The organism is Nocardioides cavernae, from assembly GCF_013410035.1.
Lineage (GTDB): Bacteria > Actinomycetota > Actinomycetes > Propionibacteriales > Nocardioidaceae > Nocardioides > Nocardioides cavernae_A.
This window is the reverse complement of record NZ_JACCBW010000004.1, coordinates 296,763-320,258: the sequence shown is the minus strand read 5'-3', so window position 1 is coordinate 320,258 and position 23,496 is coordinate 296,763. Positions and strand designations below refer to the sequence as shown.

The following is a 23,496-nucleotide window of genomic DNA, read 5'->3' as shown; positions in this document are numbered from 1 at the left end:
CGCCGTGCCCCTGTCGCGGCGCGCGCGGGCCTCACACGGCGATGTGCGGGACCTCGCCCTCCACGACGCGGCGCGGGGCGAGCTCGACCGTCAGCATGGCCACCAGCACCATCGTGCCGCCCAGCAGGAGGCGGGCGGTGACGTCCTCGCCCCCGAGCGAGACCGCGAAGAGCGAGACGAACACGGGCTCCATGCTCATGATGATCGCGCTGCGCGTGGGCGGCAGGTGGGCCTGTGCCCACGTCTGCCCGAGGAGCCCGAGCGCGCCGACGACGACGGCCATGTAGGCGACCGACGCCCAGTCGCCCGCGCGATCGGGGAGCACGATGCCGTCGCGCGCGGTCGAGAGCGTGCACACGACCGCGATGACCATGACCTGCAGGATCGTCATGCCGATCGCGTCCTGCGCGCTGGACCAGGCGCCCAGCCCGACGATGTGCAGCGCGTAGAGCACGGCGGAGGCGAGGGTGATGAGCTCGCCGTAGCCGATGCTGAGGCCGTTGAGGGCGAGCACGCCCAGGCCCACGGTCGCGAGCGCGACGGCCGCCCAGGTGATCGGCGGGATCCGGGTCCGGAGGATCGCGGCGGCCAGCAGCGGCGTGCACACGACGTACAGCCCGGTCACGAAGCCGCTGATGCTGGCCGGGGTGTGCGCCAGACCGGCGGTCTGCAGGATCTGCGCGACGCCGTAGAGCAGACCGAGCACGACCGCGTGCCGTCGCACGACGGGCGAGAGGCGAGCGATCGCCCGCGGTGCGACGAGGAGGAGGGCGAGCGAGGCGATGCTGAAGCGCAGCGCCAGGAAGTCGAGCGTCGGGACCCGGTCGAGCAGGTCCTTGATCATGAAGAAGGTGCTGCCCCAGCACGCGGCGAGGGCCAGGAGCGCCGCCGCCGCGAGCAGGGTCGTACGACGGTCGTGCTCGGTCACCATCGAACGATAGGACCTCAGATCAGGTAGAGCGTGATCGTGGAGCCCTTGGCGACCTCGTCGCCCTGGTCGGGGTCGGAGGAGTAGACGAAGCCGAGGCCGAGGTAGTTGTCGGCCTGCTCGGTGCGGACCTGGAAGCCGAGGCCCTCGAGCAGCTCGGTGGCCGCCTCGACGCCCATCGCGCGCACCCGCGGCACCTCCACCAGCTCGGGCCCGAGGGACACCGTGAACGAGACGGTGTCACCGCGGTAGAGCGTGCTCCCCGCGGGCGGGTCCTGCGCGATGATGTCGCCCGCGGAGACGGTGTCGCTGTACTCCTCGGCGACGCTGACCTCCAGGTCGCGCTCGGTGAGCGTCGCGCGCACGGTGTCGATCGACCTGCCCGTCCAGTCCTTCACCTCGAACGGCTTGCGACCCCGGCTGAGGACCAGGTCGACCGTGGCGCCGGGCTTGAGGACGGTGCCGGCCTTGGGGGAGGAACGGATCACCTGGCCCTCCGGCACCGTCTCGCTCCAGCGCGCCTTGCTCTCTCCGAAGGCGAGGTTGGTGGCGGCCAGCGCGTCCTGGGCCTGGTCCTCGGTCTGCCCCTGGAGCGGCGGGACGTCGTACCGCTCCGGTCCGAGCGAGAGGGTGAGCACGACCGTGCCGCCGTCGACGACCTTGCCCCCGGGGCCCGGGTCGGTCGCGATGACCAGACCGGCCTCGACGTTCTCGGAGTACGCCGGCTCGCCGGCCTCGGCCTCCAGCCCGGCGTCCTCGAGCTCGCCGCGGGCGGCCACCTCGTCGAGGCCGAGCACCGCCGGGGTCGTCGTGTAGCGCTCCCAGCCGAACCAGTACGCCCCGGCACCGACGCCGGCGAGGAGCAGGACGGCGAGCACCAGCAGGACCGGCCCGCGCCTGGAGCGTCGTCGCGGCGTCGTCGCGACGGGAGCGGGCCGCGCGGGCGCCGTACGGGTCGGGGCCGGGGCGGCGGCCACGGTCGTGGTGCGCATGGGCTCGATGACCGGCGGGTCGGCGCGCTCCTCGGGGACGGCGTGCCGCTCGAGGGCGGTGGTGCGGTCGGGGTTGCCGTCCGCGACGAGGCCCGAGTCGCGGGGGTCGACCTCGGTGAGCAGCGCGAGCGCCTCCGCGTCGAACGGCTGCGGCGTCGTGCGCTCGCCCCCGTCCGCGTCGCCACCGTCCGCGTCGTCGGCGGGAGCACGGCGGGGGAGCAGGTCGGCGGCGAGCTCGGGGTCGGACGCCAGCCCCTCGCGCAGCGCGAGCTCGACGCGGTGGAGGTGGTGCAGCAGGACGGTCGCGTCGGCGGGGCGCTGGTCGCGGTCGCGGGAGGTGGCGCGGGCGACGAGCGCGTCGACGTAGTCCGGCACGCCGGGCTCGACCAGGGACGGCATCGGGACGTCGTGGTGCACGTGGCGGTAGGCGACCTGGATCGGGGACTCGCCCTCGTGCGGCTTCCGGCCGGTCAACAGCTCGTAGAGCACCACGCCCGTGGCGTAGACGTCGGCGCGCGCGTCGGCCCGACCGTCCACGACGAGCTCGGGTGCGAGGTAGGAGACGGTGCCGATGAGCACGCCGCCCGTCGCGGTGTGCTGGGTGTCGGCGCTGACCGCCTTGGCGAGCCCGAAATCCGCGACCTTGACCCGGCCGCCGTGGGCCTCGTCGGCGATCAGCACGTTCTCCGGCTTGACGTCGCGGTGGATGAGGCCGGCGCGGTGCGCCGCGGCGAGGGCGGACACGACGGGCTCGATCAGCGCGACGGCCCGGGTGGGCGCCATCGGCGCCTCCTTGCGGACCACGTCGCGCAGGGTGTGCCCGGGGACGTACTCCATCACCAGGAAGACCGTGTCGGTGCCGTCGGAGGTGTCGTCGCCCTGGTCGTAGACGCCGACGACGTTCGGGTGGTTGAGCCGGGCCGCGGCGCGCGCCTCCCGCACGAAGCGCTCGGCGAACTCCTGGTCGTCGCCCAGTCCCGGGTGCATCACCTTGACCGCGACCGTCCGGTCGAGGCGGGTGTCGGTGGCCTCGTAGACACTGGCCATGCCGCCGCGTGCCACCCGGGACGCGATGCGGTAGCGGCCGTCCAGCAGCCGACCGACCAAGGGGTCGCCGGCAGCACCGGGCGCGGACGCGCGGGCGTGCTCGGGTGGCTCCACTGGTCGACCTCCAGGTGCCGGACCAGGCGAACGGGGAAGGATCCGGCGCGCCCATCGTACGGAAGCCCCGCGTGGGCCCGGGCTCAGGCGAGCTCCACCGGCGTGGCGTCAGCAGGCGTCGGCGTAGGTGCTCAGCTCGAGCTGCGGCGCCTTGATCGACTTCTCGTTGGGCGCGCGCATCGTCCAGTAGCGCATCCAGTCCATCTGCATCCGGGCCGGGTGCATCCTCGCCCCGTCCTGGGCGCGGAGCTCGAACGTCAGCTGCCGGGGCAGCGGGTCGAGCGCGCCGGCGCGGCGCTCGGTGTGGATGACGTGGGCGTCGACGAACCAGGAGATGTGGTCCTTGGCGACCTCGACGGCGTAGGTGTGCCACCGGTCGTTGCGCAGGTGCCGATCGAGGAACCCGCGGTAGGAGCTGTCGGGCAGCGTGTGGATGTAGGACTTCACCGTGTTGCGGCCGAGGGTGAAGTTCTGGATGCCGATGTCGCGACCGCCGCAGTGCTGGTCGCGGGTGCCGCCGGGGACCAGCTCGGTGACGACCTTGAACGGGGTGCCGCCCTTGACCCGCGACATCGTCCGGGCGCGCATCCGGATCTCCCAGCGGCCGTAGGTGTGGCCCTTCAGGTCCAGCGTCGCCGACACGCTGCCGCGCGTGGTGCTCATGAGGGTGAGCATGCCGTTCTGGGTGCGGACGACGCCGCGGCCCTTCTTCTTCCAGAACCCCGGCTTGGGGCCGACGAACTCCTGCCGGAAGACGCCGTGCTGGTACCAGCCGAAGGTGTTGCCGGCGTGGATCGGGCCGGGAGCCCCGTCGTAGTGGTCGGCGGCCGCGGGGGAGACGACCGGGGACGACGTGAGCGCGAGCAGGCCCACGAGCGCGGCGACGAGCGTGGATCGGAGGGGGTGCATCCTCCGCACGCTACGGATCGCCCGCTGGGGTGACAACTCGGGTGCGCGCCTCCTCGACCGGCTCACTAGGCTGCCGTCATGACCGACGTCCCCCTCGCCGACCGTGACCTGGCCGCCCTCGTCCCCGAGTGGCTCGACTGGAGCCAGGTCGCCGAGATCCTCGGCGTGACACCCGGCAAGGTCCGCACGATGATCCGCGAGCACGAGCTGGCGGCGGCCGTCCCCGAGCCCGGCGCCGGCCCCCGCGTGCCCGCCGACTTCCTCCAGGACGGCCTGGTCGTCAAGGGCCTCCCCGGGCTGCTGACGCTGCTGCACGACCACAAGTTCGACGACCGTGAGTGCATCGCGTGGCTCTTCACCGACGACGACCTCCCCGGTCGCCCGATCGACGCGCTGCGCGAGAACCGCGGCAGCGAGGTCAAGCGCCGCGCGCAGGTGCTGGAGTACTGATGGCACCCGCGGCCGCCTCCGGACGGCAGCGCTACCAGTGGCTGCTCCTGCTGGTCGCGGCCGTGCTGCTCGTCGCGTGGCTGTTCGTCGACGGAGGGCAGGGCGACGACGCGACGGGCACGGACCCCGCGGGCGGGCGTACGACCTCCTCTGCCTCCCCGTCTCCCGCCACCTCGCCCTCGCACGACCTCACCGCGACCACCACGCCGACGACCGACCCGACCTCCGACCCGTCCGGCACCGGCGGCGTCGACCCGGACAGCGGCCTGGCCCTCGTCGAGGAGGCGAGCCTGCCCGCGGAGGCGCGCGACGTGCTCGACCGGATCGACGCGGGCGGCCCGTTCAAGTACCCCGACGACGACGGTGGGACGTTCCAGAACCGGGAGGACCTGCTGCCCGACGAGGCGATGGGCTACTACCGCGAGTACACCGTCGAGACGGCGCCGCGCGTGCGCGGGCCGTGGCGCATCGTCACCGGCGACGGCGGGGAGTACTACTGGACCGCCGACCACTACGACTCGTTCGCACGGATCGTCCGGTGAACCGGGAGGTGCAGGCATGAGTGGACTGGCAGCCGTCCTCGCCGGGCACGAGCCGCCCGGCATCCACCGCTGGCACGGCGCGTTCGACGTCGCCGACGTGCGCCACGCCGTCGAGCACGCCGGATGGACCTTCGGCCACGTCGACGGCTGGACGGGAGCCGACACCAAGCCCGCCTTCCTCGCGGCGGTGGGCGAGGCGCTCGACTTCCCCGACTGGTACGGGCAGAACTTCGACGCCCTCGCCGACTGCCTCCACGACGTCGGGCCCGGCACGGAGGGCGTCGTCCTGCTGTGGGACGGGTGGGGCACCCTCGCCCGAGCGGACGAGAAGGCGTTCAGCATCGCGCTGAGCGTCCTCGGCACGCGCGTCCACGACGACCGCGGGGTGCCGTTCACGGTGCTGCTGCGCGGCGAGGGACCGGACGTGCCGGGCCTGACCAGCCTCGACTGAGCGGCGTCGACCGATCGGCGTCAGGCCGGTCGGCGTCAGACCGACCGCTGCGTGGCGGCCTGGGCGAGCTCGGTGAGCACCACCCGGGCGTGGTCGTCGACGTCGGCCACCCGCAGTGCCGCGACCGCGCGCTCCGTCAGCTGGCCGATGACCGCCTCGACCTGGGCGCGCGCGCCGGAGTCCTCGATGATCTCGCGCAGGTCGTCGACGTCGGCGGGGGAGAGGGCGGTGCCGAGCGCGGCGTCGAGCCGCCGGGCGGCGGCCTGCGGCGCGCTGTCGAGGGTCAGGGCGACCAGGACCGTGCGCTTGCCCTCGACCAGGTCGTCGCCGGCCGGCTTGCCCGTCCGGGCCGGGTCGCCGAAGACGCCGAGCAGGTCGTCGCGGAGCTGGAACGCCTCGCCCAGCGGCAGCCCGAAGCGCGTGAGCTGGTCGATCTGCTCCGGCGTCGCGCCTGCCAGCCCGGCGCCGATGTGCAGGGGCCGCTCGATGGAGTACTTCGCCGACTTGTAGCGCAGGACCGTCATCGCCGTCTCGACGTCCGCTCGGCCACGCGCCTGCACCGACACGTCGAGGAACTGCCCCGCGATCACCTCGTTGCGGCACTGCTCGAACAGCGCCAGCCCGGGTGCCACCTCGTCCGGGCCGAACCCGCTGTGCCGCAGCATGTCCTCGGCCCAGCCGAGCAGCAGGTCGCCGAGCAGGATCGCGGCCGCGGCGCCGTACTGCACGGGGTCGCCGTCCCACCCTGCCGCGCGGTGCTCGGCCTCGAACGCGCGGTGGGTCGACGGCCGCCCACGGCGGGTGTCGGAGGCGTCCATGAAGTCGTCGTGCACGAGGGCGCTCGCGTGCAGGACCTCGAGCGCCGCGCAGGCTCGCGCGAGGGCGTCCTCGTCGACCACGTCGGGACGCACGGCGCGGTGGCCCCAGTGGCAGAACGCCGCGCGGAACCGCTTGCCCCCGCGCACCGCCGTACGCGCCTCGCCGACGAGCCGGTGCGCGTCGGGGCCCAGCGGGGCGAGCTCGGCCTCGCGGTCGTCGAGGAAGGCGTCGAGCACCTGCTGGACCCGGTCGCGGAAGTCTGCCGGGTCCCAGGTCGTCACGGCGCCCAGACTAGCCAGTGGGACGGGTACGGCCCGCAGCGCCGTCGCTCGTAGGCTGTTGCGCATGACGCACCCGCGGGACCTGAGCATGGGCGAGCTGCTGGCACGCGGCGACCGGTCCTTCTCGTTCGAGTTCTTCCCTCCCAAGGACGAGGCCGGCGAGCAGCAGCTCTGGCAGGCCATCTCCGAGCTCGAGCCCTTCGGCCCGACCTTCGTCTCGGTCACCTACGGCGCCGGGGGCAGCACCCGGGACCGCACCGTCGCGATCACCGAGCGGATCGCCCGCGAGACCAGCATGGTGCCGGTCGCCCACCTCACCTGCGTCGGCCACACCACCACCGAGCTCGACGCGATCCTCGACGACCTCCACGAGGCGGGCGTACGCCACGTGATGGCGCTGCGCGGCGACCCGCCGGACGGCCCGGGGTCGCCCTGGACCCCCACGGACGGCGGGTTGACCTACGCCAGCGAGCTGGTCGCGCTCATCCGCGGACGCGGCGACATGCGGATCGGCGTCGCGGCGTTCCCCGAGGGCCACGTCGACGCGACCGACCTCGAGCAGGACGCGCGCGTGCTCAAGGCCAAGCAGGACGCGGGCGCGGAGTTCGCGGTCACCGACATGGTGCTGCGCGCCTCGGACTACGCGGGGCTCGTCGAGCGGGCCTCAGCGGTCGGCGCCGACTTCCCGATCATCCCGGGGATCATGCCGATCCTGAGCCTGCGCTCGATGGAGCGCATGGTCGAGTTCTCCGGACGCCAGCTGCCGGAGGAGGTGGTGGCCCGCCTGGCACCGCTCTCCGACGACCCGCAGGCCCTGCGCACGGAGGGCGTCGCGATCGCCACCGAGCTCTGCGCGGCCCTGCTGGACGCGGGCGCACCCGGCCTGCACTTCTACACGCTCAACCGCTCGCGGGCGACGCGGGAGATCTTCGCCAACCTGCGGGTCACCGCCTGAGCCGGGTCTAGGTTGGGGCCCATGCACACCGTCACCGTGACCGGCACCGGCACCAGCCGGGTCGCCCCGGACACCGCCGTCGTACGCCTCGCCGCGGTCGGGCGCGGCAGCGGCGTCGCCGAGGCCTTCGACGCGATGTCCGGGGCCGCGTCGACGATCGCCGGGGTCGCGGCGGCCCACGTCGAGGAGCGCCACGTCGCCTCGACCGGGATCTCGGTGTGGCCCGCCCGCGACCACGAGGGGCGTGAGGTCGGGTTCGAGGCCCGGCACGGCTACGCCGTCGGCTGTCCCGACCTGTCGGTCGCCGGCGAGCTGCTGCGCCGGCTCGCCGCCGAGGTCGGTGACCGCCTGACCATCGAGGGCGTCGGCCTCGAGGTGACCGAGGACCACGGCGCCGGCGACAAGGCGCGCGAGGCGGCCTTCCACGACGCGCGTGACCGGGCCGCGCAGCTCGCCCGGATGGCGGGCGCCGGGCTCGGCGCCGTGCAGTCGATCGTCGAGGGCGACGTGGGCGACGGCCCGTCGCCGATGCCCAAGGTCGCCATGGCGCGGGACTCCGCGGGCGGGATCGAGGCCGGCGAGGTGTCGGTGACGACGTCGGTGACGGTCGTCTGGGAGCTGGTCTCCACCTCGTAGGCGACGACCTGGCGGTGATGCCTGGCCGGCGGTCAGCTCCGGTCCCGGGCCCGCCCGAGCACGTCTGCGACGAGGGCGGCGCTGAGGCCGGCGAACGGCAGGCCGGAGCCGGTGGTCGCGTGCGCCCCCGCGGTGAGCACGCCCGCGACGGGCGTACGCGGTCCGAGCCGGGTCCCGGCGCTCCGCGGGCCCTGCCACAGCATCCCGTGCGGCGAGCCTCCCCACGCCTCCACCAGGTCGCGCGGCGTCCGGTCGACGCGGGTGACGACGTGCTTCCTGACGTCGATCCGGTGGCGCGCCAGGGCCGTCAGCACGTCCTCGGAGATCCGGCCGCGCGCGAGCACGGTCCACGCGGCGCCACCCTCAGGGGCCCGGCCACCGGTGCGGACGACGAGCAGCGGGTCGCCGTGCAGGACGACCTCGTGCGGCAGGTCGGGGAGCTCGCTGCCGGGAGTGCCGTGCAGGCCCACGTGGCACACGACGGGCGGGAAGGCGGGCAGGGTGCGCGCGACGTACGGCGCCAGCGTCGGCAGGCGCCGGGGGTCGATCGCGACGACGACCCGGTCGGCGTCGACCTCCGCCTCGGGCGTGCGCACCGCCACGACCCGGCCGTCGCGCACCACGAGGTCCGAGGCCTCGGTGCCGGTCGCCACGGTGACGCCACGCAGCGCCAGCCGGTCGGCCATCGCGGCGCCGAGCAGGGCGAGCCCTCCCGGCACCGTCCACGTGCCGAACCGCTGCTCGAGGTAGACGTCGACGCCCGCGAAGACCGGCACCTGCCTCAGGTCGTGCCCGTCCATGACCAGCCGGTGGCCCGCCACGAGGCGCAGTCGTTCGTCGCGGAGTCCGCGCCGCAGGCGCTTGTGCAGCGACTCCCGCCGGCCGAGCAGCGCGGCCAGCTCACGCGGCGCGACGTCGGCGTCGTAGGGCCGTTCGAACCACTCCTTGCGCAGCAGCTCCCACGGCTCTCCGTACGACGCGACGTGGTCCACCCACTGCGTGCCGAGGCCGGCGGCGAGGGAGTCGAACGCCTCGAGCTGCGCGGCCCGTGAACCGCCCGGCAGCCGCACCGAGGTGCCGTCGGCGAAGCGGTGCTCCCGGACCAGGTCGAGGGGCACGAGGTCGAGCTCGCGCTCCAGGGGACGGCCGGACTTGCGGAACAGGTCGCGGACGACGGCCGGCAGGAGCGTCGTCGTCGGGCCGGCGTCCCAGGCGAAGCCGTCCTGCTCGACGGTGGTGAGCGCGCCACCGAGGTGGTCGGCCCGCTCGAGGAGGGTCACCTCGTGGCCGAGCCTGGCCAGGCGGGCGGCCGCGGCCATCCCGCCGAAGCCCCCGCCGACCACCACCACGCGCACGGGGGAACCCTAGGCGCACCGCGGCGTGCTCAGGCGACCCGGTGCAGCGGCTCCTGCCTCTTCCAGCGGCGCCACCCGCGACGCACGAGACGGGCGACGAGGAGCAGGACGACCAGGCCGAGGAGCAGGAGCACGCCGGCGAGCGCGGCGGCGGCCTGCGGGTGCTCGAGGGAGAACCAGACGACGCCGAGCACGGCGGCGTCCTCGGTCAGGCTCGCCAGCACGTTGGTGACGGGCTCGGGGGAGGAGTTGATGGCCAGGCGGCCACCGGCCTTGGCGAGGTGGCTCAGCAGCGCGGTGCCGCCGCCGACGACGCCGAGGACCGCCTGGTCGAGGGTCGAGGCGTCCCCGGCGAGCAGCACGCCGATCACGGCACCCGCCGTCGGTCGGACGGCCGTGGAGATCGCGTCCCAGGTCGAGTCGATGTAGGGGATCTTGTCGGCGACGAACTCCATCGCGTAGAGGAAGCCGGCCGCGGCGAGCACGTCCCAGCGACCCAGCACGTCCGGGATGTCGCCGAACGAGCCGACCCGGTCCGCGATCCCGAGCACGAGGACCACGAGGTAGGCGTTGACGCCGCTCGCCCAGCCGCTGGAGAAGGTCAGTGCGAGTGCGTCCACGGTGCTGCTCCTCAGTCGACCTGGACCTCGACGGCGCCGGTCATCGCGACCAGCTCGTCGTAGGTCGTGGAGAACACCGCCGCCGGGTGTCCGGCGGCCGCCCACACGACCTCGTGGCGACGCAGCCACGGGTCGATCCAGGTGCGGATCGGGGCGGGGTGGTCGATGGGGGAGACGCCGCCGATCACCTGTCCGGTGTGGCGTCGTACGAAGTCGGGGTCGGCCCGCTGCAGCCGCTCGACCCCGATGCGCTCCGCGACCGCCGCCGTGTCGACGCGGTGGGCGCCCGAGGTGAGGATAAGGACGGGCTCGCCCCCGGCGTCGAACAGCAGGCTGTTGGCGATGGCGCCGACCTCGCAGTCCAGCGCCGCGGCGGCGAGTGCCGCGGTGTGGGCGCTGTCGGGCAGGATGACCACGTCCCCGGTGCCGCCGCGTCGGGAGAGGTCGCCTCGAAATGAGGTGATGGATGGGTGCTCGCTCGACATGATGCGAGCCTAGCGACGAACGACGACGAGCCTCAGGGGAGACAACAGATGGCGCGCGACCTGCCCGGATCCGTGGTCAACAGCATGCGGGTGCTGGGCCTCATCGTGGCGACCTCCGGGGTCATCACGGTGCTGATCTGGCTGCTGCGCGACGACGTCATCATCGGCTGGGCCCGGGGCAACGAGCGCGCGCAGGTGATCCTCGCCGAGGGCGGCATCGCGGCCCTCCGCGACGACCAGATCGTCCCCGGGTTCGTCGCGCTGTCCGTGGTGGCGTTCGTCGGCTTCGCCGCGCTGGCCGTGGTGCTGGGCTCGTTCTTCCTCGGCGGCCACGGGTGGACCCGGCTCGTGCTCACCGCGACCGCGGGCGTGGGCGTGCTGGTGGGGGCCATCTGCCTCGACAACCACCTGCCGGCGATCTTCGTGGTGCTCTCCGCCCTCGTCATCGTCGAGGGCCTGGTGCTCCTGTTCTTCCTCTGGCGGCGCGAGACCACGGCCTACCTCCGCCGCGCCTGAGGCTCCGGCCGCCCACTCCTGGGCCACCTGCCGACATGCCTTGACGCGCTGTCGGTGCCGGGTAGTACCGTTCGTGGTGTTCGAACAGATGTTCGATGCGACCCGGGTGGCGGTGACCTCGACCCCCACCGCCACCCGGGTCGGCCCCGGGGTCGACGGACGAGCGAGGAGGCGCGATGAGGCAGTACGACGACCCCGTCGAGGTGCGACGAGGCGAGGCGGAGGACCCCGACCAGTTCCTGTGGCGGGGCCGGCTGTGGAAGGTGCGCGCCGTGGTCGCGCACTGGGTGGAGACGGGTCCGTGGTGGCAGGGCGTGGACCGGGCGAGCGACCCGACCACCTGCCCGACCACCGAGCTCGCCACCGACCTCGTCGCCGAGCGTGAGCTGTGGCGCGTCGAGGCCGGGCGCGGTCGCGAGCTGGACACCTACGGGGTGTTCGACCTGTCCTTCGACTGGACCGACGGGCGCTGGCAGCTCGTCGGCTGCCTGGACTGAGGAGGGACGACGATGCACGCACCCAACCCCCACCTGCTCCCGGCCACGGCCCACCACTACCTCGAGCGCTCCGCGACCTCGCTCCACGACGCGATCACGGCCCGTGACGTCCCGACCCGCTACGCCTGTGCACACGTGGCGGCGCTCTGCGCGGCCGCAGCGCTACTCGCCGCCCGCGCACGTCCGGCGCCACGAGGACGACGGCAGAAGAACGCCTGGGTCCTGCTGACGGAGGTGGCACCCGAGCTGTCCGAGTGGGCCACCTTCTTCGCCGCCGGCGCGGCCAAGCGGGCCGCCGCGGAGGCGGGCTCCACCCGCGCGGTCACCGAGCGGGAGGCCGACGATCTGGTCCGCGACTCCGACCGGTTCCTCGCCGTGGTGGAGCAGTCGCTCGGGCTCGTGCCGCACGCCAGCGTCGCCTGACCCGGGGTCGAGGTGTCACCCGACCCCTTCGTCCACCTCCACGTCGCCTCCGGCTTCTCCCTGCAGTACGGCGCGTCACACCCGGACGTGCTGGTGGAGCGCGCCGCGGAGCAGGAGATGGACACGCTCGCCCTGACCGACCGGGACGGCACCTACGGCGCGGTGAAGTTCGTCCGTGCCGCGAGGCGCGCGGGCATCCGTCCGGTGCTGGGCGTGGAGCTCGCCGTCGCCCCCTCCGCCGCGGTGTCCGGCGTGCCGGCACGGCCCGGCCCCCGCCGTACGCCCGCCCGCGGCGGAGCGGTCCGCGACCTGTCGGTGCAGGAGGGCGGTCACGCACGGGTGACGTTCCTGGCCAGCGCCCGCGCCGGGTGGGCCGCGCTGTGCCGGATGGTCTCCGCGGTCCACCTGTCGGGCGAGCGAGGCCGACCGGTCGCCACGCTCGACGTCCTGGCGCCCCACGTCGGGGGTGGCGACGTGCTCGTGCTCCTTGGGCCGTCGTCCGAGCTGGGGGTCGCCGCGACCCGGCGCCGTGACGACCTGGGGCTGGCGGCGATCGCCCCCTGGCGCGAGGTCGTGCCCCGGGAGAACCTCGTCGTCGAGCTGGTGTCCCACCGCCTCGGCGGACGACAGGGTCAGTGGGGTCCGGGCACGTCCCCGCACGCGGCCCGGATGGCCGGCATCGCCCGCACGGCTCGGCTGGGCACCGTCCTGACCAACGCGGTGCGCTACGCCGACCGCCTCGACGCCCCGACCATCGACGTGCTCGACGCGGCCCGCCGGCTCGTCCCGCTCGGCTCGGCCGGCCTGCGCACCGTCGGACCGGGCGCCGCGCGCGGCAACGCCGAGGGCTTCCTCAAGTCCGGCAAGCAGATGCACGAGGTCGCCGAGGAGGTGTGCCGGCTCGCCGGGCTCGGGGACAGCCGGGAGGAGGCCAGGCGGCTGCTCGCCCGCACGCGCGCCGTCGCCGACCGGTGCGCGCTCGACCCGCGCGCCGACCTCGGCATCGGGGAGGTGCACTTCCCCGAGCTCGCGCTGTCGCACCCGGGCGCACCCTCGGCCGACACCGCCCTGCGGCAACGCTGCGAGGGAGCCATCGGCCGGCGCTACGGCAACGGGCCGCCCGCCGTCGTCTGGAAGCGGCTCGACGACGAGCTCGACGCGATCCGGCAGCTCGGCTACGCCTCCTACTTCCTCACCGTCGCCGACGTCACCGACCTGATCGCCGACATGGGTGTGCGACGCGCCGCGCGGGGGTCCGGCGCCGGGAGCCTGGTCAACTACCTGCTCGGCGTCTCCGGTGTCGACCCCGTCCGCCACGGGCTCCTGATGGAGCGGTTCCTCTCGCCCCTGCGCACCTCGCTGCCCGACATCGACGTCGACGTCGAGTCCGCCCGGCGCGAGGAGGTCTACCGCGCGATCCTCGACCGCTTCGGCGGCGAGCGGTGCGTGTGCGTGTCGATGATGGACACCTACCGCGTCCGGCACGCGGTGCGCGACGTCGGCGCCGCCCTCGGGATGCCGCCGGGCGAGGTCGACGCCATCGCCAAGGCGTTCCCGCACGTCCGGGCACGCGACGCGCGGATGGCGCTGCGCGACCTGCCCGAGCTGCGCGCCAGCGGCCTCGGCGACGGCGGGCTCGACCGCTTCCTCGGGCTCGTCGAGCGGCTCGACGGCCTGCCCCGCCACATCGCCGTGCACCCGTGCGGCGTGCTCCTCTCCGACGCGACCCTCCTCGACCGCACGCCCGTGGAGGCGTCGTGGGCGGGCTTCCCGATGAGCCAGTTCGACAAGGACGACGTCGAGGAGCTCGGCCTGCTCAAGCTCGACGTCCTCGGCATCCGCATGCAGTCCGCGATGGCCCACGCCGTCGCCGAGGTCGCGCGCGTCGACGGTGTGAGCATCGACCTCGACGACGAGGCGCAGGTGCCCTTCGACGACCCGGAGACCTACACGATGATCAGCGAGGCGAAGACCCTGGGCGTCTTCCAGATCGAGTCACCCGGCCAGCGTGAGCTCGTCGGCAAGTCCGGCATCGAGACCTTCGACGACATCATCACCGACATCTCGCTCTTCCGGCCGGGGCCGGTGAAGAGCGACATGATCACGCCCTACCTCGAGGTCAAGCACGGCTGGTCGTCCGCGACCTACCTCCACGAGGACCTGCGGCCGATCCTCGAGGGCACCCGCGGGGTGGTGGTCTTCCACGAGCAGGTCATCGAGATCATCGCGCGCTTCGCCGGGGTGTCCAACGCCGAGGGCGACGAGAGGCGCCGTGCGCTCGGCAGGCCCGACGGCATGGCAGCGACCCGCGCGTGGTTCTTCCCGCGCGCGCTCGGGCGGGGCTACCCCCTCCCGCTCGTCGAGCAGGTCTGGTCGGTGCTCGAGGCGTTCGCGTCCTTCGGCTTCTGCAAGGCCCACGCGGCGGCGTTCGCGCTCCCGACCTACCAGTCGGCGTGGCTGAAGGCGCACTGGCCGGCGCACTTCCTGGCCGGCGTGCTGACCCACGACCCGGGGATGTACCCCAAGCGCCTGATCCTCGACGACGCCCGCCGGCTCGGCATCGGCGTGCTCGGTCTCGACGTCAACGCGAGCGCCGCGGCCTACGTGGTCGAGCGGGGCGTCGCGGGTGGTCACGGCGAGGCGGGCCACGCGATCCGGCTGTCCCTCGCCGACGTCAAGGGCATCAGCGGCGCCGAGGTGGCCCGCATCGTCGAGGCGCGCGCAGGTGCCCCCTACGCGTCGCTCTCCGACTTCTTCCGCCGCGCCCGGGTCGCCCGTCCGATCCTGGAGCGGCTGGTGCTCGCCGGCGGCTTCGACGGGGTGTACGCCATCGGCGCCGGCGAGCAGGCGGTCCACCGCCGCGGGCGTGTCACCCGACGCGACCTGCTGCTCCAGGTCGCCGAGCTCGACCTCCACGCGCGGGCGCTCGACCGGGCGTCGCGCGCACGCGGCCTCGGCAGCCGGCGTACGCACGTCCCGTCGACGCCCGCCGCCTCCACCGCCGCATCCGAGGCCGCTGCCCGCAACAGCATCGACGCCACCGTGCGCGAGGGCTCGGCCGCGACCGAACGCCACGCGCTCGCCGACGGCGGCGTCTGGGCGCGCGCCGCCGCACAGTCACGCGCGGCGCGGCCCGTCGCCGAGGCCGACTCCGTGCAGCTCACCCTCCGGCTGGGGGACGAGCCGGGGGAGCCGGGGGAGCGGCCGACCGGTCTGCCCGAGATGACGACGCTGGAGCGGATGCGCGCCGAGCTGGAGATCCTCGGGCTCGACGTGAGCCAGCACGCGGTGACCCCCTACGACCCGTTCCTCGACGCGCTCGGCGTCACCCGCAGCCGCGACCTCCTGCGCCGCCGCAGTCGCGCCGAGCTGCTCGTGGCCGGGGTCAAGGTGGCCACCCAGACGCCGCCGATCCGGTCGGGCCGGCGGGTCGTGTTCCTGACGCTCGACGACGGCACGGGACCCGTGGACGCCACGTTCTTCGAGGACGCGCAGGGCCCCTACGCGGCGGCGGTCTTCTCGTCGTGGCTGCTCCTCGTGCGCGGCGAGCTGCGACGCACCGGCCCCCGCGGGGTGTCGTTGCGCGCGACCGGGGCGTGGGAGCTGCCCGCGCTGCACGCCCGGTGGGCCCGGGCCCGCACGAGCGAGGAGGGCATCGAGGTGGTCCGCACCGAGCTGGCCGGGGTCCCCGGGACGAGCACGGCGAACATGGCGACCACGGCGACCGCGACGACCGCCGGCGCCGACGCACCGGCGCGGCGACGGGTGCAGGTCCACACGAGCGGTTTTCGGGTGTCGCCCTACGCCGACGTGCAGCCGGCCGGCGACCCGGCCAAGGACGTCGCCCGGCACCTCTGGCACCGCAGCCCCGGGAGCCCGGGGTGACACGGCCCCGGACGGCCGACGCCCAGCCACTAGGGTTGCGCCCATGGCCCAGCCGTCCGCGAGCTCCTCTGCCAGTGAGCGCCGCCAGTCCGTCCGCACCGGCGTGGTGTGGGACGGCGTACGCCGGGTGCTGGACGGTGCCGGGCCCGAGGCCCCGCAGGCGCGCATCGTGGACATCGGCGGCGGCACCGGAGGCTTCGCCGTGTCGCTGGCCGAGCTCGGCCACGCCGTGCAGGTCATCGACCCGAGCCCGGACGCCCTGGCCGCGCTGGACCGGCGCGCTCGCGAGCGCGGCGTCGCCGACCGCGTCAGCGGTCAGCAGGGAGACCTCGCCGACCTGTCGGTGCTGGTCGACCAGGCCGACCTGGTGCTCTGCCACGGCGTGCTGGAGATGGTCGACGACCCGGCGGCGTCCCTCGCCGCCATCGCCGGGGTGCTGCGCCCGGGCGGCCACCTCAGCCTGCTCGTCGCCCAGCGCCACGCGGCCGTGGTGGCCCGCGCCATGGCGGGCCACTTCCAGGCGGCCCGCGAGCTGCTCGACGGCGACGGAGCGTCCGGCGCCACCGGTCGCGGCGGCCACCGCTTCACCCACGACGAGCTGTGCGCCCTCCTCGGCGCGGCCGGCCTGCGGCCGGGCACCGTCGAGGCGGTGCGCGTCTTCGCCGACCTCGTGCCGGGCAGCCTGCTCGACCTCGAGCCCGGCGCCACCGCCGCGCTCGTCGAGCTCGAGCGTGCCGTCGCGACGCGCCCCGAGTACCTCCCCCTCGCCGCGCAGCTGCACGTCATCGCCACCCGCTGATCACGCTGACCCCGCTGGCCGCGCCGACTCCGCTGCGGGTGCCCGGTGAGCCGCGGTGGCGTCTCGACGCCGATCCTGCACGTCGACATGGACGCGTTCTACGCCTCCGTCGCGCTGCGCGAACGTCCCGACCTCGTCGACCAGCCGGTGGTGGTCGGTGGCAGCGGCCGCGGCGTGGTGCTCGCGGCCAACTACGTCGCCCGCCGCCACGGCCTGCGCTCCGCGCTGCCGATGACCCGCGCACGCCGGATGTGCCCGCAGGTCGTGGTGCTCGAGCCCGACTACGCGCTGTTCACCGCGGTGTCCGCCTCGGTGATGGAGACGTTCCGCGAGGTCACCCCGATCGTCGAGGCGATGTCCCTCGACGAGGCCTTCCTCGACGTCCGCGGCTCCACCCGGCGCCTCGGCGATCCTCCCGACATCGCCGAGCGGCTGCGCTCGACGATCCACGACGAGCAGGGCATCACCTGCTCGGTGGGCGTCGCCGCAACGGTCTCGGTCGCCAAGCTCGCCAGCCGGCGCGCCAAGCCCGACGGGGTCATCGTCGTGCCGCCCGCCGAGGTGACGTCCTTCCTGCACCCGCTGGACGTGGGCGAGCTCTACGGCGTGGGGGAGAAGACGCAGGCGCTGCTGCACCGCTTCGGTCTGATGACGGTCGGCGATGTCGCCCACACCCCGCTGCGCACCCTGCAGCGCGCGGTCGGCGCGCACCTCGGTCGCGAGCTGCACCACCTCGCCTGGGGCACGGACCGCAGCGATCTCGCCCCCAGCGCCGGCCCGCACGAGCCGGACAAGTCGATGGGCGCCAACGAGACGTTCGCGCGCGACACCGACGACCGCGACTTCATCGTCCGCGAGCTGCTCCGGCTCTCGGCGCGGGTGGGCGGCCGGATGCGCTCGGCCGGGGTCGCCGGCCGCACGATCACCCTGACGGTGCGCTTCGCCGACTTCACCACGATCACCCGCTCCCGCACGCTCTCGGAGGCGACCGACGTGACGGTGGAGATCCACCGCGCGGTCACGCGGCTCTACGACGCGCTGGGCCTGCAGCGGGCCCGCCTGCGGCTGGTGGGCGTACGCGTCGAGGGGCTGGTGCCGCGCTCCTCGGTCCAGCGGCAGCTGGTGCTCGGCGAGCCCGAGCACGGGTGGGCCGAGGCGGACCGGGCGGTCGACCGCGCCACCCGCCGCTTCGGTGCCGCGGCGGTCCGCCCGGCGAGCCTGGTGTGAACCCGGGGGCCGTCCGACGGCCTCGCCGGGGTGGAATTTTCTGGGGACGCCTACCGTAGGGGCAGGAGCGTGCCTAGACTTGCTCCAGAAGGTGAGGAGGAACCGTGGAGCTCTCCGAGGAAGAACTGCGACTGCTCGAGCAGATGGAGCGCGCCCTCGTCGAAGAGGATCCGAAGCTCGCCTCCACGTTGCGCGGGACCTCGTTCCAGCGTGCTGCACGTCGTCGGATGATCGTCGGCGGTGCGATCCTCGTCCTGGGCATCGGGCTGCTGATCGTGGCCGTGCTGCTCGACCTGAGCGCCGTCCTCCAGACGGTCGTCGGCGTCCTCGGCTTCGTGGTCATGCTGGGCGGCGCGATCCTCGCGGTCACCTCCGCCCGCAGCCCGGGCCACCAGCCCTCGACCAAGGTGCGGGCCTCCGGTCGCACCGGTTTCGGGGTCGTCGACGGTGGTCGGCCCCACCGCCCGAACCGCCAGCGCTCCAGCGCTCCGTTCATGGAGCGGATGGAGGAGCGGTGGCGCCGCCGCCGCGAGCGCGGGCTGTGACCCACGGCTGATCCTCGGTTCATCCCCCGCTGACGCTCCAGCTCACCACACGTGCCCGGTCCTGCAGGACCGGGCAGTCGTGCGTCTGCTGCCGCTCGACGTGCCACGCGATCCCGACACCTGCCGCGTGTGGCAACTGACTGGCCGCCGAGACGGACCGACGAGCGTCAGCCGACCAGCTCGTCGACCGTCCGGGTGCTCTCGCGGTCCGGCGTGGACGTGGGCCCCCGCTCGGCACGGGTGCGCGTACGCCGGGGGAGGCGCCGACCGCCTGCGACCGACGCGGGCCACCAGGCTGCGCGGCGCACCTCGCGCGGGGTGACGCCGGCGGCGAGCGACTTCTCGACGAGCTCGAGGTCGCCGACGAAGCGGTCGGCGGTGAAGGACTCGGGGTCGCGGGCGTACCTGCTGCGCTCGAGGGCGAGGACGAGCCTGTCGAGCGCCTCGGCCGCCTCCGGCGCCTGGTCACGCCCGCGGCGCGGGCGGTCGGGCCGGTCGCTGCCGGAGACCGGGGCGGCGAGGAGCGTCGCGAGCCAGTCGCCGGCGCGACGCGGCGAACGGCCGACCGGCCAGGCGTGCCCCAGGTCGCGGGCGGTGTCGCGGAGCTCCAGCCAGAGGTCCTCGATCCCACCGGCGAGGTGCCGGCGCCGCCGCGCAGCGCGCACGAGTCGCGGCGTGAGCAGCAGCAGGACCACCACGGCGAGGCCGAGGAGGCCGGCGAGGACGGGGACCCACGGGATCGAGGAGGTCTCCTCGTCAGCGGCACTTGCCTCGGCGTCCGCGGTCTCACCGCGCTCGGGCAGCAGCTCGGTCGACCGGCTCGCGCTCGGCGTCGGCGTCTCGGGGACGGCCTCGAACTCGGTCTCGCTGTAGGCGGGGGCGACGGTCCCGCGCGTCTGCGGGGTGGGCTCGAACTTCACCCAGCCGGAGCCGGGGAAGTAGAGCTCGGGCCAGGCGTGCAGGTCGTGGGAGGAGAACTCCCACGAGCCGTTGGTGGCGCGCTCGGGCTCGAGGAAGCCGACGGCGACCCGGCTCGGGATGCCGAGGACGCGGGCCATGATCGCCATGGACGCAGCGAACTGCTCGCAGTAGCCGACACGGTCGTTGAGGAACGCCAGCAGGTCGGCGCTCCCGTCGCCTGCCGACGGCACCTCGTCGACGTCGTAGCGGAAGCCGCCGTCCTCGCGGAACCACTTCTGCAGGACCTGCGCCTTCTGGAAGCGCGTCGGCGCGTCTGCCGTGACGTCCGCGGCGATGCGGCGGATCTCGTTGTTCAACGAGGGCGGCACCTCGGTGAAGATGCCCGCCACGGAGCCCGCGCCGGAGACGGCGGAGTTCATGGAGTCGGCGTCGTAGTCCAGCTGGACGCCCGTGAAGTCGTACGTCATCCCGGCCGTCGTCACGTCGTCCTGCGCGGAGATCACGTCGCGGGTGTTGACGTCGTAGCGCCAGTCGGTGCTGGCGGCGATCCGCGTGGTCTGGGGGGCGATCGGGAGCCAGGCCGACGCGAAGTCGGGGCCGACGCGCACGTCGTACTTGAACTCGCGGCGGTCCACGTCCACGCCGACGCCGTCGAGCGTGGGCAGTGCGCCCGTGGCCGCCTGCGTCTCCGGGATCTCACGGTCGCCCGGCGTCCACTCCTGGCCGCTGAAGCGGGACAGGACCGAGATGCGCAGGTAGGTCGGCTTGGGGCCGGGCGTGGTCACCCACAGCAGCGGCACGTCCGCACCGCGCCGCAGGTCGCGCCGCAGGTCGACCATCGGGTCCTTGACCTCGACCTCGCGGGTCCCCGGGCCGTTGCCCTCGAAGACGCTCATGCTCATCGTCGGCACCGCCGCGGGGACGACGACGGCGAGCGCGATCGACGCCGTGCCGAGCGCGAGCGCCGTGTTGCCGATGGCACCGGTGCGCACCGAGAACGAGCCCTTCTCGCCCTCGGGCGCGCGACCCCAGCTCGCGACGTGGTCGCTGTGCTGGATGAAGACCAGCGTCAGGAAGAGGGCGGCGACGACGATGAAGAGCCACCACGACACCGCGTCGCCGGTGACGGCGACGGGCAGGGTGTACGCCGCCAGCAGCACGAGCCCGGCGACCGGGGCGCGGCGCAGGCTGCACGCGACCACGTCGACCGCGAGCACGACCAGGCCGCCGCCCAGCAGGAGCAGCGGGTACACGGGAGGTACGCCGAGCTGGATCGGGGCGGCGTAGTTGCGCGAGGTCTCGAGCGCGGCGTCCAGGGCCGCGAGGAAGAGGTCGACGTTGCCGGGCGTGGGGATCGGGGATCCGGTGGTGGTGCCGAGCACCAGGAGCGCGCCGATCACGAGCTGGCCGGCGATGATCCCGGGAAGCGGCAGGCGGCTCCAGCGTCCCAGGGCGCCCGTGCCGGCGACCACGACCCCGATCATCAGCAGCGGGATGGCGACCTCGGCGAACCCGTCGGTGAGCACGCGCCACGACAGGACGGTCGCCCACGACGCGAGCAGCGCGATGCCCGCGATCCGCAGCTGGTGGGGGAGCGTGCTCCACGCGGTCCTCATCGCGCTGCTCCCGCGGAGGCCGTCGCGCGGCTCTGCTGGAGGCCGAGCTCCTGCCAGGCGGTGTCGAGCCGGTCGCGGGGCCCGAGGGTCACCGACCGCCACCCGCTCGAGGTGAGGTGGGTCGAGGCGCCCGGGCCCGGCTGCACCGGCAGGTGCGGTGCCCAGCCGTCGACGTCGAGCGCGATCGCGAGGCTCGACGACGCGTGGTGCTGGAGGCGTCGCAGGAAGGGCTGGTCGCCCTCGGTGAGGGCGCCGAAGACGCCGATCGTCAGGCCGCCGTGACCGGGCTCGGCGAGCCACTGGGTGTCGGGGGCCGGCGCGTGGTCGAGCTGGACGACGGCGAGCGCCTCGAGCAGCGGGATGGTGCTCGCCGCGGCGGTGTGGGAGTGCCACTCGGTCTCGCGGCTGTCGCCCGAGGCGGTGACCAGGCGGACGGTGTAGCCGTGGTGGGCGAGGTGGATCGCGACGGAGGCGGCAGCCGACACGGCTCCCTCCAGCGAGCTGGCCGCGCCCTGCCCCCGGTGCGAGGTGCCCCGGTTGTCGAGGAACACGGTCGCCCGGGACTGCCAGGGCTGCTCCTCGCGCCGCACCATCAGCTCGCCGACGCGGGCCGAGCTGCGCCAGTGCACGCGGCGCAGGTCGTCGCCGCGGCGGTACTCCCGGACGGTGACGTCCTCGGCGCTGCCCATGGCGAACGCCCGCGGGCGGTTGTCGCCCGACCCGGTCCACGCGCCGCCGAGCGGGATGTTCGGCAGCGGGATGGTGCGCGGGGTCACGGTCAGCCGTGTCGTGGCGTGGAAGGTGCGGCCGAGCTCGACGAGGCCGAAGGGGTCGGTGACCCGCACCGACATCGGCCCGATGTCGAACTGGCCGCGCAGCTCCGAGCGCACCTGGTAGGTCGCGTGCCGACGCCAGCCGTGCCCCAGCCCCTCGAGCACGAAGCGGGGACGGGTGCCGAGCACGTAGGGGAGCCGCTCCTCGAGCAGCAGCACGCCGGTCGGCGTGCGCGAGTCGTTGGAGACGGTCAGCTCGACCGTCGAGGGCTGCCCGGCGACGACGAGCTGGGGGGAGACGCTGCGCACGAGCGAGAGGCGGTAGCGCGAACGCCCCACCCACCACGCGGTCAGCAGCGGGAGGACGGCCACCAGGACGCCGATGCGGACCACGGAGGAGTGGCCCACCACGATCGCGGCGACGACCGTCGTGATGCCGGCAGCGAGGAACGCCCGCCCGCGGACGGTCAGTGCGGCGAGTGCCTCACGCACGGCGGGCGTCGGGGACGGGGACCGACTCCACGATCCCCGACAGGATCGTGGCGGTCGTGCGGCCGCTCATCGTCGCCTCGACGTTGGGCAGCAGCCGGTGCGCGAGCACCGGCGAGGTGATGCCGTGGATGTCGTCGGGCAGGACGTAGTCGCGACCCTGGGTCGCGGCCACCGCCTTCGCGGCCCGCACCAGGTGGAGCGTCGCGCGGGGCGAGGCGCCGAGGTGGAGGTCGCCGCTGGTGCGGGTGGCGGTGGTGAGCGCCACGGCGTAGCGGTGGACCGCGGACGAGACGTGCACGCGGCCGACGATCTCGATTACCTTGCGGATCTCGCCCGCGTCGGTCACCGGCTCGAGGTCGTCGAGCGGGTTGTGGGCGGTGTGGCCCTCGAGCATCGCGATCTCCGCGGACTCGACCGGGTAGCCGACCGACACGCGCGCCATGAAGCGGTCGCGCTGCGCCTCCGGGAGGGCGTACGTCCCCTCCATCTCGATCGGGTTCTGGGTGGCGATCACCATGAACGGCTTCTCGAGCTGGTAGGTCGCGTTGTCGACGGTGACCTGGCGCTCCTCCATGCACTCGAGGAGCGCGGACTGAGTCTTGGGGGAGGCGCGGTTGATCTCGTCGCCGACGACGATGTTGGCGAAGACGCCGCCGGGGCGGAACTCGAACTCGCGGGTGTCCTGGTTGAAGATCGACACGCCGGTGACGTCGGAGGGCAGCAGGTCCGGGGTGAACTGGATGCGCCGCACCGACGAGTCGATGCTGCGGGCGAGCGCCTTGCTGAGCTGCGTCTTGCCGACGCCCGGCACGTCCTCGATGAGGAGGTGGCCCTCGGCGAGCAGCACCACGAGGGCGGCGTTGACGACGTCGGGCTTGCCGGCGATCACGCGCTCGATGTTCTGACGAACCGCGCCGGTCACCCGTCGCACGGTGTCCAGGTCGGGCGCCTGCCCGGAAAGCCCAGTCGTCACGTTCGTTCCGTCCCCTCGTGCGTCGCGTCGCCGCTGACCACCGTATGTGGTGCGCGCAACATACCCGCCGCCTACGCCCCGGGGGCCACCTCGTCCTCCTGTTCCCCCACGTCCCTCCACCTCCGGTCGCCACTCCTCCCCACCGGCGCCCCACCCGGCCGCTCCTGAGCGTGCTCCGAGCGTGACCGGGCGGGTGTCGCGCCTGGAACCGGGCCGGGTCGGCCCGGGCCCGGCTGGACCCGGCG

22 protein-coding genes are annotated in these 23,496 nt (G+C 74.2%); 12 read left to right on the top strand and 10 right to left on the bottom strand.

The features are described from left to right. Positions 1–31: 31 nt before the first annotated feature. The 3 genes from F4692_RS18170 to F4692_RS18160 form a co-directional block, all read right to left on the bottom strand. Positions 32–931, bottom strand: coding sequence for a DMT family transporter (locus tag F4692_RS18170; RefSeq protein WP_179621117.1), 900 nt, complete (start codon positions 929–931; stop codon positions 32–34). A 14-nt stretch (positions 932–945) separates the two neighbouring features. Then, a complete protein-coding gene (locus F4692_RS18165) occupies positions 946–3,081 on the bottom strand; it encodes a Stk1 family PASTA domain-containing Ser/Thr kinase (RefSeq protein ID WP_179621116.1) in 2,136 nt (711 codons plus the stop codon). Positions 3,082–3,189: 108 nt separating this feature from the next. Beyond that, positions 3,190–3,990, bottom strand: coding sequence for a glycoside hydrolase family 16 protein (locus F4692_RS18160; protein ID WP_179621115.1), 801 nt, complete (start codon positions 3,988–3,990; stop codon positions 3,190–3,192). A gap of 78 nt (positions 3,991–4,068) precedes the next feature. Here F4692_RS18160 and F4692_RS18155 point away from each other — a divergent pair, with 78 nt between their 5' ends. The 3 genes from F4692_RS18155 to F4692_RS18145 are packed head-to-tail and all read left to right on the top strand — an operon-like array spanning position 4,069 to position 5,433. Further along, a complete protein-coding gene (locus F4692_RS18155; RefSeq protein WP_179621114.1) occupies positions 4,069–4,440 on the top strand; it encodes a helix-turn-helix domain-containing protein in 372 nt (123 codons plus the stop codon). After that, positions 4,440–4,982: a guanyl-specific ribonuclease gene (locus F4692_RS18150; protein WP_179621113.1), complete on the top strand. Its 543-nt coding sequence runs from the start codon at positions 4,440–4,442 to the stop codon at positions 4,980–4,982. The genes F4692_RS18155 and F4692_RS18150 overlap by 1 nt, the downstream gene beginning before the upstream one ends. Positions 4,983–4,998: 16 nt before the next feature. After that, the gene (locus tag F4692_RS18145) at positions 4,999–5,433 is read left to right on the top strand and encodes a barstar family protein (protein ID WP_179621112.1); all 435 of its coding nucleotides are present in this window, start codon (positions 4,999–5,001) and stop codon (positions 5,431–5,433) included. A gap of 35 nt (positions 5,434–5,468) precedes the next feature. Here the strand turns inward: F4692_RS18145 and F4692_RS18140 are convergent, their stop codons facing one another. Then, complete coding sequence (locus F4692_RS18140) at positions 5,469–6,533, bottom strand: polyprenyl synthetase family protein (RefSeq protein WP_308645372.1); 1,065 nt, start codon at positions 6,531–6,533, stop codon at positions 5,469–5,471. 64 nt (positions 6,534–6,597) lie between these two features. On the opposite strand from F4692_RS18140, the gene metF reads away from it, so the two are divergent. Then, positions 6,598–7,488 (top strand): methylenetetrahydrofolate reductase [NAD(P)H], encoded by an 891-nt coding sequence (gene metF, locus F4692_RS18135; RefSeq protein ID WP_218858724.1) that lies wholly within the window; start codon positions 6,598–6,600, stop codon positions 7,486–7,488. Positions 7,489–7,509: 21 nt separating this feature from the next. Continuing rightward, positions 7,510–8,124, top strand: coding sequence for an SIMPL domain-containing protein (locus F4692_RS18130; RefSeq protein WP_179621110.1), 615 nt, complete (start codon positions 7,510–7,512; stop codon positions 8,122–8,124). Between the two features lie 32 nt (positions 8,125–8,156). Here F4692_RS18130 and F4692_RS18125 read toward each other — a convergent pair whose 3' ends face one another. The 3 genes from F4692_RS18125 to F4692_RS18115 are packed head-to-tail and all read right to left on the bottom strand — an operon-like array spanning position 8,157 to position 10,584. Then, positions 8,157–9,479 carry a phytoene desaturase family protein gene (locus tag F4692_RS18125; RefSeq protein WP_308645371.1) on the bottom strand — a complete coding sequence of 441 codons (1,323 nt, stop codon included), beginning with the start codon at positions 9,477–9,479 and terminating at the stop codon, positions 8,157–8,159. Positions 9,480–9,508: 29 nt separating this feature from the next. Continuing rightward, on the bottom strand, positions 9,509–10,099 hold the full coding sequence (locus F4692_RS18120) for a DUF4126 domain-containing protein (protein WP_179621109.1): 591 nt from the start codon (positions 10,097–10,099) through the stop codon (positions 9,509–9,511). 11 nt (positions 10,100–10,110) lie between these two features. Continuing rightward, positions 10,111–10,584: a YbaK/EbsC family protein gene (locus F4692_RS18115; RefSeq protein ID WP_179621108.1), complete on the bottom strand. Its 474-nt coding sequence runs from the start codon at positions 10,582–10,584 to the stop codon at positions 10,111–10,113. A 48-nt stretch (positions 10,585–10,632) separates the two neighbouring features. Here F4692_RS18115 and F4692_RS18110 point away from each other — a divergent pair, with 48 nt between their 5' ends. The 7 genes from F4692_RS18110 to F4692_RS18080 all read left to right on the top strand — a co-directional run bounded on the left by F4692_RS18110 (position 10,633) and on the right by F4692_RS18080 (position 18,476). After that, positions 10,633–11,100, top strand: a complete 468-nt coding sequence (locus tag F4692_RS18110; protein ID WP_179621107.1) for a hypothetical protein — start codon at positions 10,633–10,635, stop codon at positions 11,098–11,100. A 176-nt stretch (positions 11,101–11,276) separates the two neighbouring features. Continuing rightward, positions 11,277–11,597 carry a DUF6504 family protein gene (locus F4692_RS18105; protein WP_179621106.1) on the top strand — a complete coding sequence of 107 codons (321 nt, stop codon included), beginning with the start codon at positions 11,277–11,279 and terminating at the stop codon, positions 11,595–11,597. A 12-nt stretch (positions 11,598–11,609) separates the two neighbouring features. Next, on the top strand, positions 11,610–12,020 hold the full coding sequence (locus F4692_RS18100) for an SAV_6107 family HEPN domain-containing protein (RefSeq protein WP_179621105.1): 411 nt from the start codon (positions 11,610–11,612) through the stop codon (positions 12,018–12,020). Positions 12,021–12,032: 12 nt separating this feature from the next. Then, positions 12,033–15,905, top strand: coding sequence for a DNA polymerase III subunit alpha (locus F4692_RS18095; protein WP_179621104.1), 3,873 nt, complete (start codon positions 12,033–12,035; stop codon positions 15,903–15,905). Between the two features lie 43 nt (positions 15,906–15,948). Next, positions 15,949–16,704: a class I SAM-dependent methyltransferase gene (locus F4692_RS18090; protein ID WP_179621103.1), complete on the top strand. Its 756-nt coding sequence runs from the start codon at positions 15,949–15,951 to the stop codon at positions 16,702–16,704. 45 nt (positions 16,705–16,749) lie between these two features. Continuing rightward, the gene (gene dinB, locus F4692_RS18085) at positions 16,750–17,931 is read left to right on the top strand and encodes a DNA polymerase IV (RefSeq protein ID WP_308645370.1); all 1,182 of its coding nucleotides are present in this window, start codon (positions 16,750–16,752) and stop codon (positions 17,929–17,931) included. Between the two features lie 104 nt (positions 17,932–18,035). Continuing rightward, on the top strand, positions 18,036–18,476 hold the full coding sequence (locus tag F4692_RS18080) for a DUF3040 domain-containing protein (RefSeq protein ID WP_179621102.1): 441 nt from the start codon (positions 18,036–18,038) through the stop codon (positions 18,474–18,476). A 167-nt stretch (positions 18,477–18,643) separates the two neighbouring features. Here the strand turns inward: F4692_RS18080 and F4692_RS18075 are convergent, their stop codons facing one another. Genes F4692_RS18075 through F4692_RS18065 form a run of 3 tightly spaced genes read right to left on the bottom strand, consistent with a single transcriptional unit; the run spans position 18,644 to position 23,200 of the window. Beyond that, complete coding sequence (locus tag F4692_RS18075) at positions 18,644–21,013, bottom strand: transglutaminase TgpA family protein (protein WP_179621101.1); 2,370 nt, start codon at positions 21,011–21,013, stop codon at positions 18,644–18,646. After that, a complete protein-coding gene (locus F4692_RS18070; protein WP_179621100.1) occupies positions 21,010–22,278 on the bottom strand; it encodes a DUF58 domain-containing protein in 1,269 nt (422 codons plus the stop codon). Before F4692_RS18070 ends, F4692_RS18075 begins: the two co-directional genes overlap by 4 nt. Then, the gene (locus F4692_RS18065) at positions 22,271–23,200 is read right to left on the bottom strand and encodes an AAA family ATPase (protein WP_308645369.1); all 930 of its coding nucleotides are present in this window, start codon (positions 23,198–23,200) and stop codon (positions 22,271–22,273) included. Before F4692_RS18065 ends, F4692_RS18070 begins: the two co-directional genes overlap by 8 nt. Positions 23,201–23,496 lie beyond the last annotated feature (296 nt).

Bases quoted from the DNA above. Each gene is read 5' to 3' on its own strand.
- F4692_RS18155 (WP_179621114.1), top strand. From the start codon at position 4,069: ATGACCGACGTCCCCCTCGCCGACCGTGACCTGGCCGCCCTCGTCCCC.
- F4692_RS18100 (WP_179621105.1), top strand. From the start codon at position 11,610: ATGCACGCACCCAACCCCCACCTGCTCCCGGCCACGGCCCACCACTAC.
- F4692_RS18090 (WP_179621103.1), top strand. From the start codon at position 15,949: ATGGCCCAGCCGTCCGCGAGCTCCTCTGCCAGTGAGCGCCGCCAGTCC.
- F4692_RS18170 (WP_179621117.1), bottom strand. From the start codon at position 931: ATGGTGACCGAGCACGACCGTCGTACGACCCTGCTCGCGGCGGCGGCG.
- F4692_RS18145 (WP_179621112.1), top strand. From the start codon at position 4,999: ATGAGTGGACTGGCAGCCGTCCTCGCCGGGCACGAGCCGCCCGGCATC.
- F4692_RS18160 (WP_179621115.1), bottom strand. From the start codon at position 3,990: ATGCACCCCCTCCGATCCACGCTCGTCGCCGCGCTCGTGGGCCTGCTC.
- F4692_RS18075 (WP_179621101.1), bottom strand. From the start codon at position 21,013: ATGAGGACCGCGTGGAGCACGCTCCCCCACCAGCTGCGGATCGCGGGC.
- F4692_RS18150 (WP_179621113.1), top strand. From the start codon at position 4,440: ATGGCACCCGCGGCCGCCTCCGGACGGCAGCGCTACCAGTGGCTGCTC.
- F4692_RS18115 (WP_179621108.1), bottom strand. From the start codon at position 10,584: ATGTCGAGCGAGCACCCATCCATCACCTCATTTCGAGGCGACCTCTCC.
- F4692_RS18110 (WP_179621107.1), top strand. From the start codon at position 10,633: ATGGCGCGCGACCTGCCCGGATCCGTGGTCAACAGCATGCGGGTGCTG.
- F4692_RS18130 (WP_179621110.1), top strand. From the start codon at position 7,510: ATGCACACCGTCACCGTGACCGGCACCGGCACCAGCCGGGTCGCCCCG.
- metF (WP_218858724.1), top strand. From the start codon at position 6,598: ATGACGCACCCGCGGGACCTGAGCATGGGCGAGCTGCTGGCACGCGGC.
- F4692_RS18105 (WP_179621106.1), top strand. From the start codon at position 11,277: ATGAGGCAGTACGACGACCCCGTCGAGGTGCGACGAGGCGAGGCGGAG.